This window comes from Achromobacter pestifer (genome assembly GCF_902859625.1).
Lineage (GTDB): Bacteria > Pseudomonadota > Gammaproteobacteria > Burkholderiales > Burkholderiaceae_B > Achromobacter > Achromobacter pestifer.
This window is the reverse complement of sequence record NZ_CADIJX010000001.1, coordinates 154840-169324: the sequence shown is the minus strand read 5'-3', so window position 1 is coordinate 169324 and position 14485 is coordinate 154840. Positions and strand designations below refer to the sequence as shown.

The window sequence follows — 14485 nt, the reverse complement described above, 5'->3', positions numbered from 1 at the left end:
CACGAATCTCCGGTATAGCCGGACATAAGCCGCGACGATTTGCGCAACCCCTTTGACCGCAGTACCATACGTTTCATATACAAACCATATATGGATCACCTGCACCATGGGTCTCGTCAAAATCTCCGAGCAGATGCATGAGAATCTGCGCGTCGCCAGCGGCGCCCTCAGCCGCTCGATCAATTCCCAGGCCGAACACTGGATGCGCATCGGCATGCTGTCCGAGCTCTATCCCGAATTGCGCCACGCGGACATCTGCCAATTGCTGATCCGCATTGAACAAAGCGAAGGCTTCACCATCGCGTCCCTGTCCCGGCGCTTACCGGACGGTGCCCAGCAGGAGGCCGCGTAAATGGCGAAGAAGGTTTCCATCAAGTCCGCCGCCGATATCGAAATGGCCCGCAAGGCCGGCGCGATGGCGGCGGAAGTGCTGCACATGATCGGCGAACACGTGCGCGCAGGCGTCACCACCGATGATCTGGACCGCATCTGCAACGAGTACATCGTGAACGTGCTGAAGGCGATTCCCGCGAACGTGGGGTATCACGGCTTTCCGAAGACCATCTGCGCGTCGGTCAACCATGTGATCTGCCATGGCATTCCGTCGGCCAAGGTACTGAAGAACGGCGACATCCTGAACATCGACGTGGCCGTCATCAAGGACGGCTGGTTTGGCGACACCAGCCGCATGTACTACGTGGGGCAGCCCAGCCCGCTGGCCCGCCGCCTGGTCAACACCACCTACGAAGCCACCCGCGCAGGCATCATGGCAGTCAAGCCCGGCGCCACCCTGGGCGACATCGGCCATGCCATCCAGACCGTCGCGCACCGTGAACATTTCAGCATCGTGCGCGAATACTGTGGCCACGGCATCGGCCAGATCTACCACGACGACCCGCAAGTGCTGCACTACGGCCGTCCCGGCGAGGGCATGGTGCTGCAACCCGGCATGATGTTCACGATTGAACCCATGATCAATGCCGGTAAACCGGCAACCAAGCAAATGCCGGATGGCTGGACGGTGGTCACCAAAGACCGTTCGCTGTCGGCGCAATGGGAACACATGGTTGTCGTGACCGAAACGGGGTATGAGGTGCTGACGCCCTGGCCGGACGGCTACGGCGATTACCCGTCGATCCCCTGATGGCCTGAATACGCCCCGGGGCCGCAAGGACCGGAGTGCGAACCCGCAAGGGCACGATCATGATCGTGCCCTTGTCGTTTCCAGCGCCTGATGGCGTCGACCATGCCTGCCCTGCCCTCTGCCTTCCGCCGCCTGGCCGCCTCGAATCTGGCCGCCCAGTTCTCTGAACAAATGGCCTTGGCGGCGGCGCCACTGGTTGCCGTGCTGGCGCTGGGCGCCACGGCCGCGCAGACGGGCTACCTGCAAACCGCGCAAACGCTGCCGTTCCTGCTGCTGTCCCTGCCTGCCGGGGTGCTGGCGGATCGGATGTCGCGCCGGATCCTGATGACCGCAGCGGAATGCGTGCGGGCCGCCAGTCTGTTGGGCCTGCTGGCCCTGCTGTGGCTGGGCGGGCTTGGGCTGGGCTGGCTGGCGGCGCTGGGATTCCTGGGCGCGGTCGGCACGGTCGCCTATAACGTGGCGGCCCCGGCACTGGTGCCCAGGCTGGTGCCGGCAACGGATCTGGCCGCCGCCAACCGCTGGCTGGAGTTGGCACGCAGCAGCGCATTTTCCGCAGGGCCTGCGGCGGGCGGCGCACTGGTCGGCTGGATGGGCGCGTCCATGGCTTATGTGATTGCCACCACGCTGTCGCTTCTGGCCGCAGTGCTGCTGGCGGGGCTGCCCCCTGATGCGCCCAAGCCGGCGGTTCGCCGCCATGTGCTGGCCGAACTGCGCGCCGGCGCAGCCTTTGTCGTCACGCATCCGCTACTGCGTCCCGTGCTGATCACCGCCGTGTTCTTCAATACCGCCTGGTTCGTGCTGCAAGCCGTGTATGTCGTCTACGCCATCGAACGCCTGGGATTGTCCGCCGCCGGCGTGGGCATCACGCTGGGCATCTACGGTGGCGGCATGCTGGCAGGCGCGCTGGCCGCGCCTTGGCTGGCACGCCGTCTGCCCTTTGGCGCGATGATCGCCCTGGGGCCGCTGTCGGCACTGGCTGCCAGCGTCATCCTGCTGTCGACGCTCGCATGGCCCTCGGGCATCTGGGCGGGGGTTGGCTTCTTCCTGTTCGGCGCCGGCCCCATCCTTTGGACCATCACCACGACCACGCTGCGCCAGGCCATCACGCCCAATGCGCTGCTGGGGCGCGTGTCCGCCGTGATCCTGACGGCAACGTTCGGCGCCCGGCCCATCGGTGCGCTGATCGGCGCGGTGCTGGCGGCCCGCGTCAGCCTGGATGCCTGCCTATGGGTCTCCACGGCCGGATTCCTGGTGCAGTTCCTGGTGCTGTTCGCCTCGCCCGTGCTGCGGCTTGACCGTCAACCCGACGCGGTGGGAGCCTGAAGGGCAACCCGGCGCCAGCCACGCTGTTCCGCACGCCGGAACGCGAATCTGTATCTGGCGGCCGGCTCGGCCGGCCGCTAGACTGCCTGCATCCCCACGCCACGCGCTATTCCTCCGGCCTTCCGGCCCACCGCAAGATGCTGAACATTCTGGGCAAGGCCTCATCCATCAACGTGCGCAAGGTGCTTTGGACCTGCCACGAACTGAATCTGCCGTACACCCGTGAAGAATGGGGCGCGGGCTTTCAGGCCACCGACGACCCGCGTTTCCTGGCGCTGAACCCCAACGCCATGGTGCCCGTCATCCAGGATGGCGACTTCGTGCTGTGGGAATCCAACAGCATCATCCGCTACCTGGCCGCGCAATACGGCGGCCAAGGGCTCTATCCGGCCGAGCCAAAACGGCGCGCGCGCGTGGATCAATGGATGGATTGGCAGGCAACCGACCTGAACCGGTCCTGGAGCTACGCCTTCATGGCGCTTGCGCGGCAATCGCCGGCACATCGCGACGCGGCCAGCATCCAGGCGTCCTGTCAGGGCTGGACGCACTTCATGGGCATACTGGAACAGCGCCTCGCGCTGACGGACGCTTATGTCGCGGGCGACGCATTTTCGCTGGCGGACATTCCCGTCGGGCTATCGGTGAATCGGTGGTTCGCCACGCCCTTCGACAAACCCGCCCTGCCCGCGGTAGCCGCCTACTACGACCGGCTTGCCGGCCGCGAAGGCTTTCGGCTGCACGGCCGCAACGGCACGGCCTGACCGTGCCGCCGCAGCATGCCCGTGCAATGCTGGCGCTTACTTGACGACGCCGCAGACCAGGCGGCCGCCTCCGCCACCCAACGGCGCGGGCGTATCGCTGTAGTTGTCGCCCCCCACGTGCACCATCACCGCGTGCGTCTTCACGTCGGCCAGCTTCAGGTGCGGCGCCACCACGGCCTTCTTGGCAGTGCCATCGGCGCCCACCACGATGAAGGGCAGATCGCCCTGGTGGCCATCGGTCGCCATCGGCCCCTTGTGCGCCTTGGTGCCGTGAGGATCCAGGTGGCCGCCAGCCGCGCCACCGGGCGCCGGCTGGCCGTTGACCATGCCCGGCATGCACGACCCCTTCTCGTGCACATGGAAGCCGTGCTCACCCGGAGGCAGGCCCTTCAGGTTCGGCGTGATCTGCAAGCCGCCCTTGGTGTCCTTCAGCGAAATCGTGCCGGCGCTCTTGCCTATGCCGTCGGCGGTCAGGAATGACATCGTGACGTTTTCGGCCGCCGCGGCGCCCGAAGCGCCCGCCAGTGCCAGCGCCGCCACAAGCATCGAGATTTTCTTCATGAAGTGCCTCCTGGAATCATGCACGCGAAGTGCGGATGCCCGACCTGGCGCGAACTGCCCTGCCCAGGCCCTGAGCGCAGATGACAATAGCACCGGCGCGGCCCGGTGAGCCAGCAATCTTCGTTCCTGATACAAGCGATCAGGCTTGTTAACGATTGACCAGCAGCACCAGCGCGTGCAGCGCCACGCCGATCAACCCGCCCACCAGCGTGCCGTTGAAACGGATGTATTGCAGGTCGCGCCCCACGCTGAGTTCCAATTCATCGACCAGATGGCGTTCGTCCCAATTTTTCACGGTGCGTGAAATATGTTCCGTGACGCCGATGCGCAGGCGGCCGGTCAGGCGGCGGGCGCTGCCCAGCACATGGTTGTTGATGGCGTCGCGCAAGCCCGGGTCTTCGCCCAGCTTGCGGCCCAGCGCCAGCAAGGCGCCTTCCAGATGACGCGCCAGCGCCGAATCCTCGTCAGACAGATCGCGCCGCAATGCCGCATGGATGTCGTCCCACAGCCCCTGCACGTATTCCTGCACCTTGGGATGGTCGATGGCCCGCTGCTTCAGGTCCTCGACCTGCGCCGACAAGGCCGGGTCGGTCTTCAGCCGTTCGATGTAGTTCAGCACCCAGGCCTCGTAATCGCGCCTGACCGGATGATCGGGTTCGGACAACACGTCACGCACTTCCTGCACCAGCGCCAACGCCAGCCTGTCGGCCAGATTGTCCGCGATGCCGTCCACCGACTTGATCACGTCCACGGCAGCGATGATGCGCGGCCATTCCTTCCGGGCGAACTTCACCAGCAAGGCCGATGCGCGTTCCTTCACATCGTCTTCCCCCAGATAGCCGCCCAAACGCTCCATGGCCGCATCCAGCAGCTCCTGATGGCGCCCGTCGCGCGTCAATAGCCCCAGGATCTCACCCACCGTTCCTGCCGCGTCCCAGCGCCGCAGGTTCTTCACCACGAATTCCTGGATCACGCCGCGCACCGCCTGGTCGTCCAGCAAGTCCAGCGTCTGCAAGGCGACCCGGCGCGCGCCGTCGCTCAAGGCATGGGCCTGACGCGGCCGGATCAGCCAGCGGGACAGGCGCGCGGCGGGGTCGAATACCCGCAGCTTTTCCATCAGGGTGTCGGGGTCCAGGAAGTGGTCGCGGACGAAGACGGCCAGGTTGTCGCCGATGCGGTCCTTGTTGCTGGGGATGATGGCGGTGTGCGGGATCGGCAGGCCCATCGGCCGGCGAAACAGCGCCACCACGGCGAACCAATCGGCCAATGCCCCCACCGTTGCCGCTTCGCAAAATGCCCGCACCCACGCCCATGCGCCCTGCCCGCCCATGGCGTGGCTGGTGATAAAGCCGCTGACCATCGCCACCAGCAAAGCCAGCGCAGCGATCTTCATGCGCCGCAACTGCGTGCGGCGCGCGTCGGACGCCAGCGCGGAGCGGGTGGCGGACTGCAAGGTATCTGGCATGAAGACTCCGGCAAAGCGATGCATCAGCATACCAACTGGCCGCGCCATGCCAACGACTTTTGGCTACGCGGCGGACACCGCCAGCGCGGCCCGCAGCCAGGCAACGAAGGCATCGGCCTGCGCCGAGCCGCCTCGGCCCGTGGCGGGCAAGGCGCGCAAGCCCCCCGCGAACGGCACGAACCCGAATGGCGCCGTCAGCGCGCCGTCTTGCAGTTCGCGGGTGATCAGGCGGCGTTCCACCAGCGCCACGCCCAGCCCTGACAACGCGGCCTCGATGCAAAGATGCGTATGCGGAAACGCCAACGGCCCGCCCTGGGCCACGGGTTCGCCTGTGATCGCTTCCCATTGATTCCATGCGCTGGACGTGTACTCATGCGCGATCCGCACGCGGTCGGCCGGTTTGCGGCGGGCATAGTCTGGCGTGCAAACCGCGCCGAACCGCACCGGCGCCAGCATCAGCGCCCGCCGCTGATCAGCATCGGTATAGCCGGAAAGATCCCACGCCAACAGCAAGTCAGCCCCTTCGTTGCGCATTTCGCGAGCCGAAGTCATGGACAGCCGGATGCGAATATCGGGATGGTCGCGATAGAACACCGCCAATTGCGGCACCAGCCATCGCATCGCAAAGGTGGCGCTGCACGCCACATGCAGGCCCGGACCCTGCGCCTCGCGGGCCAGCCGCTCATATGCATTCTCCAACTGATCAAACGACGACCGCACCGCCGCGTAGAACGTCGCACCCGCCTGCGTCAGCTTCAGCCCCGTGCCCTCCTTGTCAAACAGCGGCACGCCCGCGTGCGCTTGCAGCAGCTTCAAGTGCCGGCTGACCGCGCCATGGCTACGGCACAGCTCTTCGGCTGCACGAGTGACCGAGCCCGTGCGGGCGATGGCTTCAAACGCGCGGACGGCGGATAGCGGCGGCAACTGGCGCACGGCGGTTCCTTAGGTCAGAAAAACTGACGCATGAATAGAAAAACTGCATTTTCCGGGATGGCCAGATTTCCTAGGATGACGAGAAATCAGCGACGACAGTCGATTCCCAGCAGCGTGCCGTCGCGACGCCTTTCCCTTCCACGAAGTTTCAATTATCTGACAATCAGGAGTCTTCTTCATGACGATTATCGACATCGACGCACACGAAGCGCTGGATAGCCGCGGCAACCCCACCGTCGAGGTGCGGGTCCGTCTGGCCGATGGCGCACAAGGCCACGCCTTGGTGCCATCGGGCGCGTCCACCGGCCGCCACGAGGCGTTGGAACGGCGCGACGGCGATGCGCGCCGCTATCTTGGCCGTGGCGTGCTGGACGCGGTGCGCGCCGTGAACACCGAACTGCGCGACGCCCTGCTGGGCGCGAATGCAGCGCAGCAAGCCGACATCGACCAGACCATGATTGAACTGGACGGAACGCCCGACAAACGCCGGCTGGGTGCCAACGCGCTGCTGGGCGTCTCGCTGGCGGTGGCGCATGCGGCGGCGGCCAGCAGCGGGCTGCCGCTATGGCGCCACCTGGGCGGCGTGCAGGCGCAGGTGCTGCCCGTTCCCTTGATCAACATCATCAATGGCGGCGCGCACGCCGACAACCCCTTGGATTTCCAGGAATTCATGATCCTGCCGACGGGGGCCAGCAGCTTCACCGAAGCGATCCGCATGGGCGCCGAAGTCTTCCATACCTTGCGCGACGCGCTTCGGGCCGCGGGCCATAGTGTCAATGTGGGCGACGAAGGCGGCTTTGCCCCAGCACTGCGCACCGCCCCGGAAGCCCTGGACTTCATCATGGCCGCCATCGAACAAGCCGGCCTGCGCCCAGGCACGGATATCGCGCTGGCGATCGACCCCGCCGCCAGCGAATTCCATTCGGCCAAGGGCTATCGCTACCAAGGGGAAGATCTGCTGCGCAGCGCCGGTCAACAAGTGGACTATCTGGCTGAGCTGGCGCAGGCCTACCCCATCGTGTCCATCGAGGACGGCATGGCGGAAGACGATCATGCGGGCTGGCAGGCATTGGGCGCGCGACTGGGCGCCGCCTGCCAATTGGTGGGCGATGACGTGTTCTGCACCAACCCGGCGTTGTTTGCCGCCGGCATCGACGCCGGCATCGCCAACGCCATCCTGGTCAAGGTCAACCAGATTGGCACCTTGAGCGAAACGCTGCATGTGCTGCGGATGGCGCGCGGCGCAGCCTACGGCGTCGTCATGTCGCACCGGTCTGGCGAAACGGAAGACACCAGCATTGCCGACCTGGCCGTGGCCGCCAACTGCGGCATGATCAAGACCGGATCGCTGTCGCGCGCCGACCGCACCGCCAAGTACAACCAGCTGCTGCGCATCGAACGGGATCTGGGTGGCGCGGCAGTCTATGCGGGCGCCACCGCCTTGGTGCGCCGGGGCTGAGCGGGGCCGTGCGGGCGGCGGCCGGATTTTTCAGCCCGCCACCGCCAGCAGGCCCGCCTGACCCTCATGGCCGCGTTGCGCCCGCTCCAGGATGAATTCGATCAGCATGGAGATCGCGCGCGGATGGTGGCGGTTCGGCATGTACAGCATGTACATGCCCCGGCCGAAGATGCTCAAGCGCCAATCGGTCAAGGCGGCCAACAGGTCGCCTCGGGCGATGTCGTCGTGCACCACGTAGTCCGGCACGACGCCCACCCCAAGACCCGCGCGAATCGCATCCCGCAGGAAGGCGTAATTGCGCGAGATCACAGTGGGTTCCAGCACCACGTGCTGGCGCGGCTGCCCCCCATAGTAGGCCGACAGCCGCAACGGCCGGCCAATGACGGCGGCACTGATGACGGGCGTGCCCGCCAGGTCTTCGGGGCGCTGCGGCAAGCCGCGCGCGTCGGCATAAGCCTTGGACGCGCAGGCCATGTAGCGAACCTGGCCCAGTTCGCGCGCCACCAGGTTCTGCGGCGGTTCGGACATGATGCGCACGGCGATGTCCACTTCGTCACGAAGCAAGTCGTCCACGCTGTTTTCAAACAGCACGTCCAGCACGATGTCCGGATAGGTCTGCTTGAACTCCAGCAGCCACGGCGTCATCACAAACTGCCCATAACCGCTGGGCACGCTCAGGCGGACCTTGCCCTGGGGCGTTTTACCCAACGTCTCAACGGACTCGCGGGCTGCCACCAGTTCATCCTGAATGCTACGGCCATGCTGATACAGCTTCAGCCCGATCTCGGTGGCCTCGACGCGGCGGGTCGTCCGCCGCACCAACTGCATGCCCACCGAACGCTCCAGCTGATTCAGGTGATAGCTGACGTTGGCGCGCGTCATCTTCAAGCGGCGCGCGGCCTCGCTTAGATTGCCGGCGTCCAGGATTTCAACCAGCAATGTCAGGGATTTGGTGTCCATTTGGGCTCCTCCACGGCCATTGTCAAATTTTATTGACCGCCGTGTCAATTCTGGATGCCATTGTCAAGACATCTTTACTAGGAAAGAATAAAGAAATAAGAGACGAGCCGTTCCTGGCCCGCCAGGCGCCGCCCAAGGCGGACGCCCAACTGGAGACAAGGTCCCATGACCGACAAGAGCCCTGCCGGCGGCGCTCACGCACGCCGCGACGAAGACATCCTGGTCATCACGCTAGATCACCCTCCCGTCAATGCGCTGAGCGCCGACGTGCGCCGCGATCTGGCGGCCGCCATCGACGCCGCTCAATCCGACCCGCAAACGCGCGCCATCCTGATGGTCGGCGCGGGCAAGAATTTCATCGCAGGCGCGGACATCCGCGAATTCGGCAAGCCGCCCAAGCCGCCCGCCCTGCCCGACGTGTGCAACCAGATCGAAGCCAGCAGCAAGCCGGTCGTGGCCGTGCTGCATGGCGCGGCCTTGGGCGGTGGTTTGGAAGTGGCGCTGGCCGCCCACTACCGCGTGGCCTTGGCCAGCGCCAAGCTGGGGTTGCCGGAAGTGAATCTGGGCCTGCTGCCCGGCGCCGGCGGCACGCAGCGCACGCCCCGCCTGATCGGCGCCCGCGCGGCGCTGGATCTGATGCTGTCGGGCAAGCACCTGTCCGCCGATGCCGCGTTGAAGGCCGGACTGGTCGATGCCATCGCCGAAGGCGATGATGCGCTGACCGCCGGGCTGGCCTATACCCGCCAGTTGCTGGCGCAAGGCGCCGGCCCGCGTCGCAGTCGCGATGCCACCGCCGCGCTGGCCGACAAAGCCGCCGCCTTGGCGGAAGCCGCGGCAGCCGGCGCACAGGTCGCCAAGACCTTGCGCGGTCTGTATTCGCCCGCGAAGATCGTCGAAGCCGTGCGCGCGGCCATCGAACAACCTTTTGACGAAGGCCTGCGCACCGAACGCGCCCTGTTCCTGCAATGCCTGGACAGCCCGCAGCGGGCTGGCCTGGTGCACGCCTTTTTCGCAGAGCGCGAAACCACCAAGATTCCGGAACTGAAAGAGGCACGGCCCCGCCGGCTGGAGAAGATCGGCGTGGTGGGCGGGGGCACCATGGGCGCGGGCATTGCCGTGTCGGTGCTGGATGCCGGCCTGCCGGTCGTGATGGTCGAACAAGACGACGCCGCGCTGGAGCGCGGCCGGGCGCGCGTGGCGCAGGTGTACGACCTGCTGGTCAAGAAAGGCCGGATCACCGTTGACGAACGCGACGGCCGGATGGCGCGCTTTACCGGCGCCACCACCTATGACGCGCTGGACGACGCCGACCTGATCATCGAGGCCGTGTTCGAGGACATGGACGTCAAGCTGGCCGTATTCGCGCAGTTGGACCGCGTGGCCAAGCCGGGCGCCGTGCTGGCCACGAACACCTCCTATCTGGACGTGAACCGCATTGCTTCCGCCACGCGCGGACCCGCCGATGTGCTGGGCCTGCACTTTTTCTCGCCCGCCAACATCATGAAACTGCTGGAAGTGGTGGTGGGCAACCACACCGCCCCGGAAACGGTCGCCACCGGTTTTGAACTGGCGCGGCGGCTGCGCAAGACGGCGGTGCGCGCTGGCGTGTGCGATGGATTCATCGGCAACCGCATCCTGGCCGTCCATCGCCAGGCGGCGGACATGATGATGGAAGACGGCGCTTCGCCCTATGACATCGACGCCGCCGTGCGCGAGTTCGGCTATCCGATGGGGCCTTACCAGATGGCGGATCTGGCCGGCGGCGATATCGGCTGGGCCACGCGCAAGCGCCGCGCCGCCACGCGCGACCCGGCGTTGCGCTACGTGCAGATTCCCGACCGCCTGTGCGAACGCGGCTGGTTCGGCCAGAAGACGGGCCGTGGCTTCTACCTGTATCCCGACGGCGCGCGCCAAGGCACCCCCGACCCGGAAGTGCTGGCCATCATCGACGCCGAGCGCCAGCGCGCAGGCGTCGCGCCGCGCCCCTTCACGCACGAAGACATCCAGCGCCGCTATCTGGCCGCCATGATCAACGAAGCCGCCAACGTGCTGCACGAGGGCATTGCGCTGCGCCCGTCCGACGTGGACGTGGTGTTCCTGTCGGGCTACGGCTTCCCGCGTTATCGCGGCGGCCCCATGCACTACGCCGATAGCGTCGGGCTGGACCGCGTGCTGGCCGATATCCGTGGTTATGCCAAGGAAGACGCCGCATTCTGGAAGCCCTCGCCGCTGCTCGTGCAACTGGCCGAATCCGGCCGCGACTTCGCCAGCCTGAACCAGGCAGCCTGACCCGCTGCGTTTCGATCTCCCCTTTTCGATCCGACCCTCTTCCACTGGAACCTCTCATGCGCGAAGCCGTCATCGTCTCTACCGCCCGCACCCCCATCACCAAGGCAGGGCGCGGTGAATTCAACCTGATCGCCGGCCCCACGCTTGCCGCGCACGCCGTGCGCGCCGCGGTTGACCGCGCCGGCATCGACCCCGCGCTGATTGAAGACGCCTTCATCGGCTGCGGCTACCCGGAAGGCGCCACCGGCCGCAACATCGGCCGTCAGGCGGTGATCCGCGCCGGCCTGCCCGTCAGCGTCGGCGGCGCCACGGTCAATCGCTACTGCGCATCCGGCCTGCAAGCCATCGCCTCGGCCGCGGGCCGCATCGTGATGGACGGCGTCCCCGCCGCGATCGCAGGCGGTGTCGAGTTGGTATCGCAAATCCGCACCCGCGACGACGGTGTCAGCGGCATGGACCCCTGGATCCTGGCCAACAAGCCCGAGCTCTACCTGCCCATGATCGAAACCGCCGACATCGTGGCCGCCCGCTACGGCATCAGCCGTGAAGCCCAGGACCGCTTCTCCGCGCAAAGCCAGGCGCGCACCGAAGCCGCCCAGGCCGCCGGCCGCTACCGCGAAGAAATCATCGCCGTCACCACCACCATGTCCGTCACCGACCGCGCCACTGGCGTCACCAGCGAACGTGAAGTCACGGTGGACAAGGACACCTGCAACCGCCCCGGCACCACCTACGAAGCGCTGGCCGGACTGGCCCCGGTGCGCGGCGAAGGCCAGTTCGTCACGGCCGGCAACGCCTCGCAATTGTCCGATGGCGCGGCGGCCTGCGTGCTGATGGAAGCAGGCGACGCGCAGCGCGCCGGCATCCGTCCGCTGGGCGCGTTCCGTGGCCTGGCCATCGCCGGCTGCGAACCCGACGAAATGGGCATCGGCCCCGTCTACGCCGTGCCGAAGCTGCTGGCACGCCACGGCTTGAAGGTGCAGGACATCGACTTGTGGGAACTGAACGAAGCGTTTGCCTCGCAAGCGCTGTACTGCCAGGAAAAGCTGGGCATCCCGATGGACCGCCTGAACGTGGACGGCGGGTCCATCGCTCTGGGCCATCCGTTCGGCGTCACCGGCGCGCGGCTGGCAGGCCATGTGCTGATCGAAGGCCGCCGCCGTGGCGCTCGCTATGCCGTCGTCACGATGTGCATTGGCGGCGGCATGGGCGCAGCCGGCCTGTTTGAAATTTACTAAGGACCGACATGGACCTGGAATTCACCCCTGAAGAAAACGCTTTCCGCGACGACGTGCGCGCGTTCCTGGCAGCCAAGCTGCCCCAGCGCCTGTCTGACAAAGTCAGCCAGGGCAAGCTGCTGGCGCGCGCCGACATGGTCGAATGGCACGCCATCCTGAACCAGCAAGGCTGGCTGGCCAGCCACTGGCCCGAAGAATACGGTGGCACCGGCTGGAGCGCCACGCAGAAGTACATCTTCGACAACGAGTGCGCGCTGGCCGCCGCGCCGCGCATCGTGCCCTTCGGCCTGAGCATGCTTGGCCCCGTGCTGATCAAGTACGGCAACGACGCGCAGCGCCAGCATTGGCTGCCGCGCATCCTGGACGGCAGCGACTGGTGGTGCCAGGGCTATTCCGAACCCGGCGCGGGCTCGGACCTGGCATCTGTCAAGACGACCGCCGTGCGTGACGGCGACAGCTACATCGTCAACGGCCAGAAAACCTGGACCACGCTGGGCCAGTACGCCAACATGATTTTCTGCCTGGTGCGCACGTCGCAAGAAGGCCGCCGCCAAGAGGGCATCAGCTTTCTGCTGATCGACATGCAAAGCCCCGGCGTGGAAGTGCGCCCCATCATCACGCTGGACGGCGAACACGAGGTGAACGAAGTGTTCTTCTCGGATGTGCGCGTGCCGGTCGAAAACCTGGTGGGCGAAGAGAATCGCGGCTGGACCTGCGCCAAATACCTGCTGACCTACGAACGGACCAACATCGCCGGCGTGGGCCAATCCACGGCTGCGCTGGAACGCCTGAAGGCCGTGGCCGCCAAGCAGAAAAAGAATGGCCGTCCGCTGGCCGAAGACCCGGACTTCGCCGCCCGCCTGGCGCACGTGGAAATCGAACTGGCCAATATGCGCACCACCAACCTGCGCGTGGTGGCCGCGGTGGCTGGCGGCGGTGCACCGGGCGCGGAAAGCTCGATGCTGAAGATCCGGGGCACGCAGATCCGCCAGGAAATCACGGCGCTGAACCGCCGCGCCATGGGTCCCTACGCGCGCCCCTTCGTGCCCGAAGCGTTGCACGATGGGTATGACGCGCCGCCCATCGGCCCCGAGGGCGCCGAAAGCGCCGCGGCGCAGTACTTCAACAACCGCAAGCTGTCGATCTTCGGCGGCTCCAATGAAATCCAGAAGAACATCATCTCGAAGATGATCCTGGGACTGTAAGGGCCGGCCATGAATTTTGAACATACCGAAGACCGGCGCATGCTTTCCGACATGCTGCGCCGCTTTGTCACCGAGCAGTACGACTTCGCCACCCGTGAACGCCACGCACAATCCGCGCAGGGTTACAGCCCGGACTTCTGGCGTCGCTATGCCGAACTGGGCACCATCGGCGCCTTGTTCACCGAAGCCGATGGCGGTCTGGGCGGCGCGGGGTTCGATATCTCGGTGGTCTTTGAAGCGCTGGGCCGTGGACTGGTCGTCGAACCCTTTCTTGACGCCTTGATGGTCGGCAGCGCCATCGCCGCGGCCGGCTCGCCCGCGCAACGCGAAGCGCTGGATGGCCTGATCTCAGGCGCCATCACCGCCGCGCTGGCCCAAGGCGAACCGGAATCGGGTTATGACTTGGCGCAAGTGCGCACCCGCGCCGAGCGCACGGGCGACGGCTGGGTGCTCAACGGCGCCAAGTCCGTGGTGGCCGCAGGCGAACATGCGGACCTGTTCCTGGTGTCGGCGCGCACGGCAGGCGCCGAAGACGACGAAGCCGGCATCAGCCTGTTCCTGGTCAGCGCCGGCACGCCGGGCCTGACCTTGCGCGGCTACGGCCTGATCGATGGCGGGCGTGCCGCCGAAGTGGAATTCAACAACGTCAAGCTTGGCTCCGACGCCCTGCTGGGCGAGGCCGGCGCCGGCTACGCATTGCTGGAACGCGCCACGGGCCGGGGCATCCTGGCGCTATGCGCGGAAGCTGTGGGCGCCATGGACTGCGCCCGCGACGCCACGCTGGAATACCTGCGCACGCGCCGCCAGTTCGGCACGCCCATCGGCAGCTTCCAGGCCTTGCAGCACCGCATGGCCGACGTGCTGCTGGAAATCGAACAGGCGCGCTCGGCCGTGATCAACGCCGCCGCCGCCCTGGATCACCCCGACCGCAACACCCGCGAACGCGCGCTGTCCGCCGCCAAGTTCACCATCGGCCGCATCGGTACGCTGGTGGCCGAGGAAAGCATCCAGCTGCATGGCGGCATCGGCATGACCTGGGAACTGCCGCTGGCCCACTACGCCAAGCGCCTGGTGATGATCGACCACCAGCTAGGCGACGAAGACCATCACCTGCGCCGCTACATCGCGCTGGGGCAGGCTTGAACGG

At 66.4% G+C, this 14485-nt stretch carries 13 protein-coding genes; 9 read left to right on the top strand and 4 right to left on the bottom strand.

What is annotated here, in order from left to right; translation table 11 throughout:
- Positions 1 to 106: 106 nt before the first annotated feature.
- The 4 genes from HV753_RS00730 to HV753_RS00715 all read left to right on the top strand — a co-directional run bounded on the left by HV753_RS00730 (position 107) and on the right by HV753_RS00715 (position 3228).
- A complete protein-coding gene (locus HV753_RS00730) occupies positions 107 to 352 on the top strand; it encodes a ParD-like family protein (RefSeq protein WP_175172508.1) in 246 nt (81 codons plus the stop codon).
- A complete protein-coding gene (map, locus tag HV753_RS00725) occupies positions 353 to 1144 on the top strand; it encodes a type I methionyl aminopeptidase (RefSeq protein WP_175172507.1) in 792 nt (263 codons plus the stop codon).
- 102 nt (positions 1145 to 1246) lie between these two features.
- Positions 1247 to 2467, top strand: a complete 1221-nt coding sequence (locus tag HV753_RS00720) for an MFS transporter (RefSeq protein ID WP_175172506.1) — start codon at positions 1247 to 1249, stop codon at positions 2465 to 2467.
- A 137-nt stretch (positions 2468 to 2604) separates the two neighbouring features.
- A complete protein-coding gene (locus tag HV753_RS00715; RefSeq protein WP_175172505.1) occupies positions 2605 to 3228 on the top strand; it encodes a glutathione S-transferase family protein in 624 nt (207 codons plus the stop codon).
- Between the two features lie 36 nt (positions 3229 to 3264).
- Here the strand turns inward: HV753_RS00715 and sodC are convergent, their stop codons facing one another.
- The 3 genes from sodC to HV753_RS00700 all read right to left on the bottom strand — a co-directional run bounded on the left by sodC (position 3265) and on the right by HV753_RS00700 (position 6187).
- Positions 3265 to 3789 (bottom strand): superoxide dismutase family protein, encoded by a 525-nt coding sequence (gene sodC, locus HV753_RS00710; protein WP_175172504.1) that lies wholly within the window; start codon positions 3787 to 3789, stop codon positions 3265 to 3267.
- 148 nt (positions 3790 to 3937) lie between these two features.
- Positions 3938 to 5254, bottom strand: coding sequence for a DUF445 domain-containing protein (locus HV753_RS00705; RefSeq protein ID WP_175172503.1), 1317 nt, complete (start codon positions 5252 to 5254; stop codon positions 3938 to 3940).
- A gap of 63 nt (positions 5255 to 5317) precedes the next feature.
- Positions 5318 to 6187 carry a LysR substrate-binding domain-containing protein gene (locus tag HV753_RS00700; protein ID WP_175172502.1) on the bottom strand — a complete coding sequence of 290 codons (870 nt, stop codon included), beginning with the start codon at positions 6185 to 6187 and terminating at the stop codon, positions 5318 to 5320.
- A 178-nt stretch (positions 6188 to 6365) separates the two neighbouring features.
- On the opposite strand from HV753_RS00700, the gene eno reads away from it, so the two are divergent.
- Positions 6366 to 7646, top strand: coding sequence for a phosphopyruvate hydratase (eno, locus tag HV753_RS00695; RefSeq protein WP_175172501.1), 1281 nt, complete (start codon positions 6366 to 6368; stop codon positions 7644 to 7646).
- Positions 7647 to 7676: 30 nt separating this feature from the next.
- On the opposite strand, the gene HV753_RS00690 is transcribed toward eno, so the two are convergent.
- Positions 7677 to 8606 (bottom strand): LysR family transcriptional regulator, encoded by a 930-nt coding sequence (locus HV753_RS00690; protein ID WP_175172500.1) that lies wholly within the window; start codon positions 8604 to 8606, stop codon positions 7677 to 7679.
- Between the two features lie 165 nt (positions 8607 to 8771).
- On the opposite strand from HV753_RS00690, the gene HV753_RS00685 reads away from it, so the two are divergent.
- From HV753_RS00685 to HV753_RS00670, 4 genes are read left to right on the top strand one after another with little or no spacing between them, the layout of a single operon-like run.
- Positions 8772 to 10895, top strand: coding sequence for a 3-hydroxyacyl-CoA dehydrogenase NAD-binding domain-containing protein (locus HV753_RS00685; RefSeq protein ID WP_175172499.1), 2124 nt, complete (start codon positions 8772 to 8774; stop codon positions 10893 to 10895).
- 56 nt (positions 10896 to 10951) lie between these two features.
- The gene (locus HV753_RS00680) at positions 10952 to 12133 is read left to right on the top strand and encodes an acetyl-CoA C-acyltransferase (RefSeq protein ID WP_175172498.1); all 1182 of its coding nucleotides are present in this window, start codon (positions 10952 to 10954) and stop codon (positions 12131 to 12133) included.
- An 8-nt stretch (positions 12134 to 12141) separates the two neighbouring features.
- Positions 12142 to 13338: an acyl-CoA dehydrogenase family protein gene (locus HV753_RS00675; RefSeq protein ID WP_175172497.1), complete on the top strand. Its 1197-nt coding sequence runs from the start codon at positions 12142 to 12144 to the stop codon at positions 13336 to 13338.
- A 9-nt stretch (positions 13339 to 13347) separates the two neighbouring features.
- Positions 13348 to 14481: an acyl-CoA dehydrogenase family protein gene (locus tag HV753_RS00670; RefSeq protein ID WP_175172496.1), complete on the top strand. Its 1134-nt coding sequence runs from the start codon at positions 13348 to 13350 to the stop codon at positions 14479 to 14481.
- The last annotated feature ends 4 nt before the right edge of the window (positions 14482 to 14485 follow it).

Coding starts and splice junctions, on each gene's coding strand:
- HV753_RS00715 (WP_175172505.1), top strand. CDS start 2,605: ATGCTGAACATTCTGGGCAAGGCCTCATCCATCAACGTGCGCAAGGTG.
- HV753_RS00670 (WP_175172496.1), top strand. CDS start 13,348: ATGAATTTTGAACATACCGAAGACCGGCGCATGCTTTCCGACATGCTG.
- map (WP_175172507.1), top strand. CDS start 353: ATGGCGAAGAAGGTTTCCATCAAGTCCGCCGCCGATATCGAAATGGCC.
- HV753_RS00690 (WP_175172500.1), bottom strand. CDS start 8,606: ATGGACACCAAATCCCTGACATTGCTGGTTGAAATCCTGGACGCCGGC.
- HV753_RS00720 (WP_175172506.1), top strand. CDS start 1,247: ATGCCTGCCCTGCCCTCTGCCTTCCGCCGCCTGGCCGCCTCGAATCTG.
- sodC (WP_175172504.1), bottom strand. CDS start 3,789: ATGAAGAAAATCTCGATGCTTGTGGCGGCGCTGGCACTGGCGGGCGCT.
- HV753_RS00730 (WP_175172508.1), top strand. CDS start 107: ATGGGTCTCGTCAAAATCTCCGAGCAGATGCATGAGAATCTGCGCGTC.
- eno (WP_175172501.1), top strand. CDS start 6,366: ATGACGATTATCGACATCGACGCACACGAAGCGCTGGATAGCCGCGGC.
- HV753_RS00705 (WP_175172503.1), bottom strand. CDS start 5,254: ATGCCAGATACCTTGCAGTCCGCCACCCGCTCCGCGCTGGCGTCCGAC.
- HV753_RS00685 (WP_175172499.1), top strand. CDS start 8,772: ATGACCGACAAGAGCCCTGCCGGCGGCGCTCACGCACGCCGCGACGAA.
- HV753_RS00680 (WP_175172498.1), top strand. CDS start 10,952: ATGCGCGAAGCCGTCATCGTCTCTACCGCCCGCACCCCCATCACCAAG.
- HV753_RS00675 (WP_175172497.1), top strand. CDS start 12,142: ATGGACCTGGAATTCACCCCTGAAGAAAACGCTTTCCGCGACGACGTG.